An 11,962-nucleotide genomic window follows, 5' to 3' on the forward strand; every position below is an offset into this window, starting at 1 on the left:
TCGTCGCGTCGAAATGCTCCTCCAGCTCTGGCTCCGTGCGGTCCGCCGACGCGTCGGCGTGTGTCGCGGCCATCTGCCCCACCTTCCCTACCGACCGTTCGTTCGGTCGACTTCATGGCTGAGTTCTTTCTGTTGCTGCACGTGCCGCCGTCGGTCAGCGTCCGCTGAAGGACGGCTGTCGGCCTTCGAGGAAGGCCCGCACAGCAGCCTGGTGGTCCTCGGTGGTGCCCAGCCGCTCCTGGGCCGCCGCCTCGCGCTCGAGTACGACGCTCAGGGGCGCTCGGTCGGCTCGCAGCAGGGCCTTGACCTCGACGTACGCGGCCGTGGGACCGGCGGCGAGGCGCTTGGCGAGGGTCAGGCCCTCCGCTGCGGCGCCACCCTCCGGCACGACGCTGTGGACGAGGCCCCATTGCTGCGCCTGCTCGGCGTGGAAGCGGTCGCCGAGCAGCATCAGGGCGGCGGCTCGCGACGGTCCGACGGCCTGTGCCAGAGCACCGCTCAGACCGCTGTCGGCAGCCAGGCCGATCCCGGTGAACGCGGTCGAGAAGCGGGCCCCGTCCCCCGCGACCCGCACGTCGGCACAGAGCGCGAGGCCCAGTCCCGCGCCGACGCAGGCTCCCTCGACGGCGGCGACCACGGGCTGCGGCAGCCCGCACAGTTCCTCGACGAGCGGGTTGTACTCGTCCCGGACGATGGCGAAGGCGGAGGCGGGTGCGCTCTCCAGGGCTCGCGCGTGCTCCTTGAGGTCCTGGCCGACGCAGAAGTGCCGGCCCTCGGCGGTGAGGAGCACCGCCCGGACGAGGTCGCCGTCGCCGCGCACCCGGCGTACGGCGGCGATCAGTCCGGCGCGCAACGACACGTCAAGGGCGTTTCCCGCGGAAGGCCTTCGGAGTTCGATGACGGCGACGCCGTCGTCCAAGGTGTAGCCGACGCCGTGCCGCCTCTCGTCGGCCGGAGGCCGGTTTGCAGCGCTCATTCCCATGTGTAGAACCCCTTCCCGGTCTTGCGGCCGAGTTCCCCGCGGGCGACCTTCTCCCGCAACAGCCGGGGCGGGGCGAAGCGTTCGCCGAGCGTGGCGTGCAGGTGCTCGGCGATGGCGAGGCGTACGTCGAGTCCGACCAGGTCGGTCAGGCGCAGCGGCCCCATGGGGTGCTTGTAGCCGAGCCGCATGGCGTCGTCGATCGCGGCCGGTTCCGCGACGCCCTCCTCGACCATGCGGATCGCCTCCAGGCCCAGGGTCAGGCCGAGGCGGCTGCTGGCGAAGCCGGGCGAGTCCCTGACGACGACGTCCTGCTTGTCGAGGCAGCGGGTCCAGCCGAGGGCCGCCTCGACGGTGTCCGCCCCGGTGCCGGGTGCGACGACGATCTCGACCAGTTCGGAGGCGGGCACGGGATTGAAGAAGTGCATGCCCAGGAAGCGGTCGGGCCGGGTGAGGGCGGCGGCGAGGTCGGTGACCGACAGGGAACTGGTGTTGCTGGCCAGTACCGTGGTGGGGCTCACCGTCTGCTCGGCGGCGGCGAGGAGCCGGGCCTTGAGCGCGGCGTCCTCGGGGACGGCCTCGACGACCAGGTCGGCGTGCGGGGGCAGGGCGTCCACGGACGGAACCGTCGTCACCCGGGCCAGCACCTCCTCCGCGGGCTCGGCGAGTGCGCCGCGTTCGGCGGCTCTCTTCAGCCCAGTGGCGACGCGGTCCAGTGCCGCGGCCGCGGCCTGCGCGCCGCTCTCCACGACGGTCACGGCCGAACCGGCCGTCGCGAAGGACTGCGCGATGCCGGCGCCCATGCGTCCGCCGCCGATCACCCCGACGACTGTGGGGGCTGAGGTCATGCCCGACTCCTCTTCTCCAGGAAACGTGTCATGCGGTCCTTCTTGTCCTGTCCCTCGAACAGCACGGCCTGGGCCAGGTCGTCGGCGACCGGGTGGCTGCCGGGTGAGTCGACGACGAGCTTCGTCAGCCGCAGGGCCGTCGCGGAGGAGCGCGCCATGCGGTCGAGCAGGGCGTGCGCCTCGTCCAGCAGCTTCTCCGCCGGTACGACGTCGATGACCAGCCCGGCCGCCAGTGCCGCGGCCGCGTCGAGGTTCCGCCCGGCGAGCAGCACCTGCTTGGCGATCGACTCGCCGACCAACTCGGGCAGCCGCCAGCAGGCTCCGGCCGCGGCGAGGATGCCGAGCCCGGGCTCGGGGTTGCCGAAGACGGCGTCCGGCCCCGCGATACGCAGGTCACAGGCGTAGGACAGTTCGGCGCCCCCGCCCAGCGCCCAGCCGTCGACGGCGGCGAGCGTGGGCATGGGGAGTCTGCGCACACGCTCGAACAGGCGGCTGTTGATGCCCTGGAGGGCTTCGTTCCGGCCGCGCCGCAGCAGCTCGGCGATGTCGGCGCCGCCCGCGAAGACCCCGCCGTGCCCGGTGAGCAGCAGCAGCTTCGGATCGGCTTCCAGCAGATCGCACACCTCGTGCAGTTCGGCGATCATGCGGCCGCTGATGGCGTTGCGGGCCTCGGGCCGGTGCAGGGTGACGACGACCCGGTCCTCGCGTTCCTCGACGAGCAGCGTGTCGTGGGTGGTTGCGGCGCTCATACGCGCTCCACGAGCATGGCGACGCCCTGGCCGACCCCCACGCACAGCGTCGCCAGGCCCCGGCGGGCGTCCTCGCGCTCCAGCCGGCCGAGCAGCGTCAGCAGGATGCGGGCACCGGAGCAGCCGAGGGGATGGCCGAGCGCGATGGCGCCGCCGTCGGCGTTGACCGTCTCCTCGTCGAGCTTGAGACGGCGCATGACGGCCAGCGCCTGGGCGGCGAACGCCTCGTTCAGCTCGACCGCGTCCACGTCCCCGGTCTGCCATCCGGCGCGGGCCAGGGCCTTCTGTGTGGCGGGCACCGGGCCGAGGCCCATGAGGTTGGGCTGGACGCCGGCCGAGGCGGACGTGACGATCCGGGCTCGCGGGGTGAGCCCGTACCGCTCCACCGCATCGGCGCTCGCGACCACCAGCGCGGCGGCGCCGTCGGACAGCGGCGAGGAGGAACCTGCGGTGACGATGCCGTCCTCGCGGAAGATGGTCCGCAGAGCACCGAGCTTCTCCAGCGTCGTGCCGGGGCGCGGTCCCTCGTCGCGGGTGACCTCGCCGTCCTTCACCGGGACCGGCACGATCTCGCGGTCGAAGCGCCCGGCCTCCTGTGCCGCCACGGCCCGCTGGTGGCTGCGCAGCGCGAACGCGTCGGACTCGGCACGGGTGATGCCGTCCAGGGTCGCGACCTCCTCGGCCGTCTCCCCCATGGCGAGGGTCACCTTGACCGTCTCGGGGCCGGCCCCGGCGGGCACGGCCCGGTCGGCGGCGGCGAAGCGCGGGTTGGTGAAGCGCCAGCCCAGTGAGGTGTCGTGCACCTCCCCCGGCTTGGCCCAGGGGGTGCCGGGCTTGGCCATCACCCAGGGGGCGCGGGTCATGGACTCCACTCCGCCCGCGACCACCAGGTCCGCCTCCCCGGCGCGGATCGCCTGGGCGGCGCTCGCGACCGCCGTCAGCCCCGAGGCACAGAGCCGGTTGACGGTGTAGCCGGGGACGGTGTGCGGCAGCCCCGCCAGCAGCACGGCCATGCGCGCCACGTCCCGGTTGTCCTCACCGGCCTGGTTGGCCGCCCCGAGGATCACTTCGTCCACGGCCTCGGACGGGATACCCGCGCGGCGGACGGCCTCGCCCACCACCAGGGCGGCCAGGTCGTCGGGACGCACGGACGCCAGTACGCCGCCGTAGCGGCCCTGCGGGGTGCGTGCCCCGTCGATCAGGAAGACGTCGTCAGACATGGGCGGGCTCCTCGTGGAGAACGGGGCGGCGCGACCGCGGCGTGGCGAGGCGGCCGGTGACGAAGGCGGGGCCGACGAAGACCCCGCCGGTGAGGCTCTGTGGCAGCTCCGCATCCGCGTCCAGGGCGGCCATCACGAACGGCCGGCCGGTGGTGTGCCCGACGGCGTCCTCGCCGTACGCCGGCTTGCCGGGCGACGCGGGATACGGCGCCCCGCGGCCCCGGGCGACGGTGGCGGCGACCGCCTGTTCCGGCAGAGCGCGGTGGCGGGTGAGGAAGTCCGGGCGATCAGGGAGGGGTTGGGGCATGCATTCCACCTCTTGACATGCAGCGGTGCGGCTGGATTACTAAGCCGAGCCGCACGCTAACCGAATGTTCGGTCGGGAGACAAGGTGGTAGAAATCGTGATACAGACCACTCGACCGAGTCCTGTGCAGGTGATGCTCGCCAAGGACGAGGCGTCCCGAGGGCTGGGCATCGAACTGCTCGAACACGGCCCGGGGACCGCCACGCTCCGCATGACGGTCACCCCGGCGATGGTGAACGGACACCGGATCACCCACGGCGGCTATGTGTTCCTGCTCGCCGACACGGCCTTCGCCTGCGCCTGCAACAGCCACGGTCCGGTGACCGTCGCGGCGGGCGCCGACATCACCTTCGTCGCCCCGGCGTACGAGGGCGACGTGCTCGTGGCGACCGCCGAGGAGCGCACCCGGTTCGGTCGCAGCGGCATCTACGACGTGAGCGTCCGGCGCGGCGAGGAAGTGATCGCGGAGTTCCGCGGACGCAGCCGCAGCCGCAGCATCACCGGTACGGCACCGGGCTCGACCAGGGACACGACGGCGCACAGGACGCCGGGCACCACCACGAAGGAGTAGCGATGAGCAGCGAGAGGACGGCCATGCCAGCCCCCGGATCCCGCCTCGGGAAACCGCTCCCCCACGACCTGCTGGACGACACCGAGCGCCTGACGCGGGAGCAACTGGGAGAACTCCAGCTCGACCGTCTGCGATGGACGCTGCGGCACGCCTACGACAACGTGGAGCTGTACCGGAGGAAGTTCGACGAGGCCGGTGTGCGGCCCGACGACTGCCGGTCGCTGGAGGACCTCGCCCGGTTCCCCTTCACCACCAAGGCCGACCTGCGCGAGACCTACCCCTTCGGCATGTTCGCCGTGCCGATGGCGGACGTACGGCGCGTCCACGCCTCCAGCGGCACCACCGGCCGCCCCACGGTCGTCGGCTACACCGACAACGACCTGTCCATGTGGGCGGACATGGTCGCCCGCTCGATCCGAGCCGCCGGCGGCCGCCCCGGCCACAAGGTGCACATCTCCTACGGCTACGGACTCTTCACCGGCGGCCTCGGCGCACACTACGGCGCCGAGCGAGCCGGCTGTACGGTGATCCCGGCCTCCGGCGGCATGACCGCACGTCAGGTGCAGATCATCCAGGACTTCGCGCCCGAGATCATCATGGTCACCCCGTCCTACATGCTCACCCTGCTCGACGAGTTCGAGAAACAGGGCATCGACCCACGAAGCAGCTCCCTGAAGGTGGGCATCTTCGGGGCCGAGCCGTGGACGGAGGAGATGCGCCGGGAGATCGAGGAGCGGATGGACATCCACGCCGTCGACATCTACGGCCTGTCCGAGGTGATCGGCCCCGGCGTCGCGCAGGAATGCGTGGAGACCAAGGACGGCCTGCATGTGTGGGAGGACCATTTCTACCCCGAGGTGGTCGACCCGATCACGGACACCGTGCTCGCGGAGGGCGAGGAAGGCGAGGTGGTCTTCACCTCGCTCACCAAGGAGGCCCTGCCGATCATCCGCTACCGCACCCGCGACCTGACCCGGCTGCTGCCCGGCACCGCCCGCCCCGCCTTCCGTCGGATGCAGAAGGTCACCGGCCGCTGCGACGACATGATCATCCTGCGCGGTGTGAACGTCTTCCCCAGCCAGATCGAGGAGATCGTGCTGCGCACGCCCTCGGTCGCCCCCCATTTCCAGATCCAGCTCACCGAGCGCGGCCGCATGGATCACATGGTCGTGCGTGTCGAGGCCCGGCCTGGCGCCGGCCCCGAACAGCGCGAGGCCGCAGCCAGGTCGATCGGCCAGGGCGTCAAGGACGGCGTGGGCGTCACTGTCGAGGTGGCGATCGTCGACCCCGAGACCCTGGAGCGGTCTCTCGGCAAGCTTCGTCGCGTCAAGGATCTCCGGGGGCGTAAGGGCTGATCTTGCGAGTGGGGGCGGGGGGCGGCACCGCCGAAGAGGACCCGCCCGGTCGCGCGGGTCGCGCCCGGGACGGGCAGCTCACGGACCATGGCCGGCTGGCCTGGTGGGGAGAGCCTGTTCGGCCCAGATCGTCTTGCCGGTGCGGGTGGGGCGGCTGCCCCAGCGCTGGGTGAGCTGGGCGACGAGCAGCAGACCTCGGCCTCCCTCGTCGAAGACCCGGGCTCGGCGCATGTGAGGAGCGGTGCTGCTGGAGTCCGAGACCTCGCAGATGAGCGCGGTGTCCCGAATCAGGCGGAGCCGGATGGGGGATCCGCCGTACCGGATGGCGTTGGTGACGAGTTCACTCACGACGAGTTCGGTGACGAATTCGAGGTCCTCCAGATGCCAGGCGGCCAGTTGCTCGCATGCGCGGGCACGGGCCCGGGCGACGGACGAGGGCTCCGCCGCCACCTCCCAGCTGGCCACCTGGCCCGCTTCCAGCGCGCGGGTACGGACCACAAGGAGGGCGACGTCGTCGGTGGGTTGGTCGGGCAGGTTGTGCAGGATGCCGTCACACATCTCCTCCAGCGGTCGGCGGGGCCCGCCGAGGGCCCCGCGGAGCAGGGCCAGTCCGTCGTCGAGGTCACGGTCGGGGGCGTGGACCAGTCCGTCGGTGTAGAGGGCGAGGACGCTGCCCTCGGGGAGGTCGAAATCCGCCGTTTCGAACGGCAGACCGCCCAGCCCGAGGGGTGGTCCACTGGGCAGGTCGAGGAAGGAGACCTCCCCGTAGGGGGTGACCATGGCCGGGACGGGGTGACCGGCGCGCGCCGCGGTACAGCGGCGTGAGACGGGGTCGTAGACGACGTAGAGACAGGTGGCGCCGACCTCGCCCGGGCTCTGTGGTTCCCCGGCAGCGTCCGGCGCCCGTTCGGAGTCCAGACGCAGGACGATGTCGTCAAGGCGGGTGAGGAGCTCGTCGGGAGCCAGATCGACGTCGGCGAGAGTGCGTACGGCGGTGCGGAGACGGCCCATCGTGGCGGACGCCTGCACCCCGTGGCCGACGACGTCACCGACGACAAGAGCAACCCTGGCTCCGGACAGGGGGATGACGTCGAACCAGTCGCCGCCGAGGCCGGCGCGGGAGCTTGTGGGCCAGTAACGGGACGCGACCTCGACAGCCGCCTGACGGGGAGTGGACTGCGGGAGCAGGCTGCGCTGAAGGGCAAGTGCCGTTTCGCGTTCCTGTGTGTAGCGGCGGGCGTTGTCGACGCAGACCGCCGCACGCGCCGCGAGCTCCTTGGCGAGCAGCAGATCGTCGTCGTCGAAAGGCTCGGGTGTTCGATGGCGGCCGAGGATGGCCAGGCCGAGGGTGACGCCGCGGGCGCGCAGGGGAACGACCAGCAGGGCGTGGATGCCGTGGACGTCGATGCTGCGGACGCTGTCGGGGGAGTCCGCGGCCCACCAGCGTCGGCCGGCGTCGTCGACCGCGTGGAACATGCCGCGGCCGTCGGTCAGCACGCGCCCTTGCGGCGAGCCCTCGCGGTATCCGTGGAGGGCGCCGACCGGAATCGTCACCTCGGGGCAGCCCTCCAGCACGGAGCAGCAGGCGGTGCGACGGAAGACGGGCGCGGTAGGAGGCGGGGGCGCCCTTTCGTCCCCGGCCAGCGCGGAATCCAGCAGGTCCACGAGGGCGAAGTCGGCGAAGTGCTCCGTGCACACCTCGGTCAGTTCCTCGGCCGTGCGGGTCACGTCGAGAGTGGAGCCGATGCGGACGCTGGACTCGTTCAGGACGCTCAGTCTGCGTCGGGCGCGGAGCTGGTCCGTACTGTCCATGGCTGCCAGACACATGCCCCGTACGCGGTCGGCACCGTCCTTCAACGGGCTGAGGGACACCAGCCAGGCGTGTTCGCGGGGCTCGCCGTGGGGTTGCAGCCACGCCTCGTACAGCACGGTCTCCCCTGTGCGCCCCACTCGCTGCCACGCGTCGCCGAGACCCTCGAATCCGGGAAGGCGCCGGAGGCCGGCGACGGACTCACCCACCCGCCGGCCACGCAGTTGCCGGAAGGGGCTGCCTGTCACCCTCTCCATCGCGGAGTTGGCCGACACCACGATCCCGTCCTGGTCGAAGAGAGCCACCGGCACGGGGAACTGCTCCAAGGCCCACTTCTGGAGCCGCGCAGTCGGCTCCAGCTCGGTGGCCGTCAGGAACCAGCGGACCGCGTTGTCGGAGTTCGGCAGCGGGTACGCCCCGAGCCGCACCTCGACGTGGTGGCCGTCCTGGTGCCGGACCGTGACCGTGCCGGTCCACCCGTCCGACTTCGCGAGGCTGTGCAGGGCGTCGGGCGGCAGAGGTTCGGCCAGCAGTTCTGTCGTGGGGCGGCCCAGTACGTCCCTGGTCTGGAAGCCGAGCAGGCCGCGGGCGGCGTCGCTCCACGCGGTGATGAGCCCCTTGGCGTCCGCCTCGGCTATGGCGACGCCTCGGGTCATCGGCGACGTGGCCCTGTGCTCATCCACCCGTACGCCCTTCTGCGCGACACCGGTGTCGATTCCATTGTGCGCCGGACTCGCCCGGGTACGCCTGTCGCTCCCGCCCGCGACAGTGACGGCCGGCGGAACGGAGTCGCGGGCGAGGACGGTGGAGAGCGTGCAGCGGCGTCGCCCTCCGACGCCTCCTGGGCGCAGGCCCGTCCTCGTGGATCGCCGATGCGAGGGTGGTGTCGAGCCCGGCGACTCACCGGTGGGTCGCGCGGCACCGTCCGCCGCAGCCTCCGCGTCGCCCCACCGGCGTTCACCTCACGGGCCGGCCCACGAGGGAGTGACCGCAGATCCCTTCCAGCGTCAGCCCGAGAGCGAGCAGGTCGCGGTCGGCTCCGACCCGGGCGTCGATCTCGAGGCCCGTCGGCAGGCCGTTGGTCGCCACGCCCATGGGGATGCTCAGGCCGGGGGCTCCGATGACGCTGGCCGGGCCGGTGTTGCGGATGAACGTGGCGAAGGTGTCGACGGTTTCCCCGCACAGGACCATGCCCTGGTCACAGGTGGCCAGGTCGAGGGCGGTGGCCGGGGTGGTGGGGAAGGCCAGGCCGTCCAGGCCGTGGGCGGCGAACGTGTCCGCGTAGGCCGCGCGCATGCGCCGGCGCCGGGCCAGGCACGCCCGGTAGACGTCCTCGGAGATCAGCCCCGGGGCCCCGTCGAGGATGCAGCCCTCGAAGACGCCGCGCACGTCGGGGCCCGCGATGAGGGCGGCGAGCGCGGCGAGATCCGTCTGCGGCCGGTACTTCGCCAGGTAGGCGGAGAGTTCCACCCGGGCCTCGTACAGCACGATGGCCATGCCGGTCTCGAACTCGCCTTCGGTGAACGAGGTGACGTCGACCGGGACCAGGTCCACGCCGGCCGCCGCCAGGGCGCGCAGGCTCGCCTCCCACCGGACGGCGACCTCGTCCTCCAGCGGCTCGGTGAAGTGACCGGTCGGCACGCCCAGGCGGATCGACCGCGGTGGGCGGGCGGCGACCGGGGTGTCGTCGCCGCTGAGGACGCCGTCCAGCAGGACCAGGTCCGCGACCCGGCGCGCCATGGGCCCGATGGTGTCCCTGGTGCTGGACAGGGGCGTCACACCCTCCCCGGGGTAGCGGCCGACCGTGGGCCGCAGTCCGCAGGTGCCGGTGACGGCCGCAGGAACACGTACGGAGCCGCCCGTGTCGGTGCCCAGGCCCGCCCGCACCACTCTGGCCGCGACGAGTGCGGCGACCCCGCCGCTGCTGCCACCGGCGAAACGGCTGGGGTCGCTCGGATTGCGGACCGGGCCGAACGCCTGGTTGTTGCTGGTGATGCCGAGCGCCAGCTCGTGCATGTTGGCCTTGCCGAGGACGACGGCACCGGCGTCGCGCAGCCGCCGCACCGCGGGCGCGTCGCTCACCGGCACGAAGTCCCGCAGGGCGGGGGTGCCGGCGGTGTTGGGCAGCCCGGCGACGTGGACGTTGTCCTTGATCGCGACAGTCATGCCGCACAGCGGGCCCGGTCCGTCGGGGGTCTTGGCGGCGGCGTCATGGTCGAGGGTGATGAAGCCGCCCAGATACGCCGCCTCCTCGGCGCGTTCCAGGGACATCTGCACGGACTCATATCGGCTGCGCGCGCCCGCGGGCGCCGCCCGGCCGGTACGCGTACCGGATTCCTTCGTGGCGGGTTCGCTCATGGCCTGCTCCTTCGCACGGATCCTCTTCGACAGCGCTCACGGGCGATCACCCGAAACATGTCATCGTTCGCTCACGTGATGACATGTTGAAGGAAGAGGGTTCGTCCATCAAGCCCCCTCATGTGAACAAAACCTGGCTCGCCGTCACAGCGGCCTCCGCGCTCGCCGCGACGGGCCGCGTCACCGACAGCGGGACGGGCCGCGCGAAGTGGCGTCCGCTCGGCAGCCACCGCGCCTGGGGGCGTCCGCTCGGCAGCGATCGCGCCCGGGGGCGTGGACGTGGCGCTGGATGTCGGGGACCGGTGCGACCGGGCCTGGCCCGGCGGCCACGGGAACAGTAGAGTCAACGGGTAGACATACATTGACACGTTGCCGCCGAAGCACGGTGCCGCCGCATTCCGAAAGGATGAGAGGTCCCAGGAAGTGATCGACCACAATCACGAGAGCGACCTGGTATTCCGTGCCCTCAACGACGCGACCCGCCGGGCCGTCCTGGCCCTGCTGGCAGCGGAACACGAACCCACGGTCGGAGACATCGCGGCCGCGTTCCCGGCGATCGGCAGGACCGCGGTCTCGGCTCACCTGAGGATCCTGCGGGACGCGCAACTGGTCTCCGAGATCCGAGACGGCAAACACCGGCGGTACCGCCTGGGTCCCAACCGCGCGGACGCGGCGATCGCGTTCCTGCGCCAGATCTACGAGCAGTCGCTGCCCACGGACCAGGAGGCGGCAGCGGACCGATCGGAGAGCGGGCCGCGTGAAGCGAAGAGCGGCTGACGGCCGCGGGCATGCCTCCCGGTGCGCCCGTCGGCCGGGCTCTGTCACGGCCTGCTGAGGAGAGCCCATGCACGAGATCGTCCTCGTCAACGAGACGCACCTCGGTGTGCCCCCGCACGAAGCGTTCGGCATGTTCGGGCGACCGGGCGGCCCGAGCTGGTTGTTCTCCGCGCGGTTCGAGCACGCGGAGCCCGGCGCGGCGGCCGGCGTCGACATACCCCTGCCGTTCGCGGCCCCAGGGGGCGAGACGACCGTGCGGGGCACGGCACGCATCGTCGAGGTGCGGCCGTACCGGCGGATCGTGCTCCAGCACGAGACGCCGTGGACGGGGCGGATCACCATCACCTTCGCCCGTGAGCCCGGGGGCACACGGGTGCGTACGGTCACCGAACTCGATCAGGAGGCTCTCGGCTGGATGACGGGCGGCACGGGCCGCGCGGTGCCGGACGGCGAGGGCCCGGCCGACGCGACGTGTGTCGCCTTGCTGACCAGCATGTCGGGGAGCGCCGGCCTGTTCGGCCGGGCCGCCGCCAACTGCGCGGCTCTGGCTGCCGAGGAGATCAATGCCGAGGGCGGGATCGGCGGTCGGCCGGTGCGGATCGAGGTGATCGACGATCGCACCCATGCCGCCACGGGGCTGGCCCGGCTGCGGGAACTCGACCAGCGGCGCGGCCTGGCGGCCGTGGTGGGCGTCCACAGCTCGGCGACCTTCGACGCGGTGAGCCGCTACGCGCGGGAGTCGGGCCTGTTGTACCTCTACACGGCCGCGAACGAGGGCAGCCGCGTGCAGGACGGAACCCTGTTCCGGCTCGGTGAGTCGGTGGCGGACCAACTGGCACAGGCGGTTCCCGCGCTGATGCGCGACAGCGGGGGCCGCGCCTGGTACCTGATCGGCAACGACTACTCCTGGCCCCGGGCCGTCTCCACGCAAGGCCGCCGCATCGCGGAGCACCACGGCGGGCATGTCGTCGGCGAGCGCCTCGTCCGGC

General features: G+C 72.1%; 11 protein-coding genes. 4 read left to right on the forward strand and 7 right to left on the reverse strand.

Translation table 11 applies throughout. From position 1 onward, the window contains the following. Positions 1–154: 154 nt before the first annotated feature. Genes AOK15_RS13695 through AOK15_RS13715 form a run of 5 tightly spaced genes read right to left on the reverse strand, consistent with a single transcriptional unit; the run spans position 155 to position 4,103 of the window. Positions 155–976, reverse strand: coding sequence for an enoyl-CoA hydratase/isomerase family protein (locus AOK15_RS13695; RefSeq protein ID WP_055516330.1), 822 nt, complete (start codon positions 974–976; stop codon positions 155–157). After that, positions 973–1,827, reverse strand: a complete 855-nt coding sequence (locus AOK15_RS13700) for a 3-hydroxyacyl-CoA dehydrogenase family protein (protein ID WP_055516332.1) — start codon at positions 1,825–1,827, stop codon at positions 973–975. The genes AOK15_RS13695 and AOK15_RS13700 overlap by 4 nt, the downstream gene beginning before the upstream one ends. Continuing rightward, a complete protein-coding gene (locus AOK15_RS13705) occupies positions 1,824–2,576 on the reverse strand; it encodes an enoyl-CoA hydratase/isomerase family protein (RefSeq protein WP_055516334.1) in 753 nt (250 codons plus the stop codon). Before AOK15_RS13705 ends, AOK15_RS13700 begins: the two co-directional genes overlap by 4 nt. Continuing rightward, positions 2,573–3,796, reverse strand: coding sequence for a thiolase family protein (locus AOK15_RS13710; RefSeq protein WP_055516336.1), 1,224 nt, complete (start codon positions 3,794–3,796; stop codon positions 2,573–2,575). Before AOK15_RS13710 ends, AOK15_RS13705 begins: the two co-directional genes overlap by 4 nt. Then, positions 3,789–4,103, reverse strand: a complete 315-nt coding sequence (locus AOK15_RS13715; RefSeq protein WP_055516338.1) for a hypothetical protein — start codon at positions 4,101–4,103, stop codon at positions 3,789–3,791. Before AOK15_RS13715 ends, AOK15_RS13710 begins: the two co-directional genes overlap by 8 nt. Before the next feature lie 132 nt (positions 4,104–4,235). Here AOK15_RS13715 and paaI point away from each other — a divergent pair, with 132 nt between their 5' ends. Both paaI and paaK read left to right on the forward strand, forming a co-directional pair. Then, positions 4,236–4,673, forward strand: coding sequence for a hydroxyphenylacetyl-CoA thioesterase PaaI (gene paaI / locus AOK15_RS13720; protein WP_055516344.1), 438 nt, complete (start codon positions 4,236–4,238; stop codon positions 4,671–4,673). Positions 4,674–4,675: 2 nt separating this feature from the next. After that, positions 4,676–6,028, forward strand: a complete 1,353-nt coding sequence (gene paaK, locus AOK15_RS13725; RefSeq protein WP_055516340.1) for a phenylacetate--CoA ligase PaaK — start codon at positions 4,676–4,678, stop codon at positions 6,026–6,028. Positions 6,029–6,106: 78 nt separating this feature from the next. On the opposite strand, the gene AOK15_RS13730 is transcribed toward paaK, so the two are convergent. Both AOK15_RS13730 and AOK15_RS13735 read right to left on the reverse strand, forming a co-directional pair. After that, complete coding sequence (locus AOK15_RS13730; protein ID WP_338059898.1) at positions 6,107–8,521, reverse strand: SpoIIE family protein phosphatase; 2,415 nt, start codon at positions 8,519–8,521, stop codon at positions 6,107–6,109. A gap of 274 nt (positions 8,522–8,795) precedes the next feature. Continuing rightward, complete coding sequence (locus tag AOK15_RS13735; RefSeq protein ID WP_205632125.1) at positions 8,796–10,196, reverse strand: amidase family protein; 1,401 nt, start codon at positions 10,194–10,196, stop codon at positions 8,796–8,798. A 423-nt stretch (positions 10,197–10,619) separates the two neighbouring features. Here AOK15_RS13735 and AOK15_RS13740 point away from each other — a divergent pair, with 423 nt between their 5' ends. Beyond that, positions 10,620–10,973 (forward strand): ArsR/SmtB family transcription factor, encoded by a 354-nt coding sequence (locus tag AOK15_RS13740; RefSeq protein WP_157870237.1) that lies wholly within the window; start codon positions 10,620–10,622, stop codon positions 10,971–10,973. Between the two features lie 67 nt (positions 10,974–11,040). Then, a partial coding sequence (locus AOK15_RS13745; protein WP_157870240.1) for an ABC transporter substrate-binding protein occupies positions 11,041–11,962 on the forward strand: 922 nt, incomplete at its 3' end.

Origin of the sequence: Streptomyces ossamyceticus, assembly GCF_001418475.1 — a bacterium.
GTDB lineage: Bacteria > Actinomycetota > Actinomycetes > Streptomycetales > Streptomycetaceae > Streptomyces > Streptomyces ossamyceticus.

Coding starts and splice junctions, on each gene's coding strand:
- AOK15_RS13695 (WP_055516330.1), bottom strand. CDS start 976: ATGAGCGCTGCAAACCGGCCTCCGGCCGACGAGAGGCGGCACGGCGTC.
- AOK15_RS13700 (WP_055516332.1), bottom strand. CDS start 1,827: ATGACCTCAGCCCCCACAGTCGTCGGGGTGATCGGCGGCGGACGCATG.
- AOK15_RS13705 (WP_055516334.1), bottom strand. CDS start 2,576: ATGAGCGCCGCAACCACCCACGACACGCTGCTCGTCGAGGAACGCGAG.
- AOK15_RS13710 (WP_055516336.1), bottom strand. CDS start 3,796: ATGTCTGACGACGTCTTCCTGATCGACGGGGCACGCACCCCGCAGGGC.
- AOK15_RS13715 (WP_055516338.1), bottom strand. CDS start 4,103: ATGCCCCAACCCCTCCCTGATCGCCCGGACTTCCTCACCCGCCACCGC.
- paaI (WP_055516344.1), top strand. CDS start 4,236: ATGCTCGCCAAGGACGAGGCGTCCCGAGGGCTGGGCATCGAACTGCTC.
- paaK (WP_055516340.1), top strand. CDS start 4,676: ATGAGCAGCGAGAGGACGGCCATGCCAGCCCCCGGATCCCGCCTCGGG.
- AOK15_RS13735 (WP_205632125.1), bottom strand. CDS start 10,196: ATGAGCGAACCCGCCACGAAGGAATCCGGTACGCGTACCGGCCGGGCG.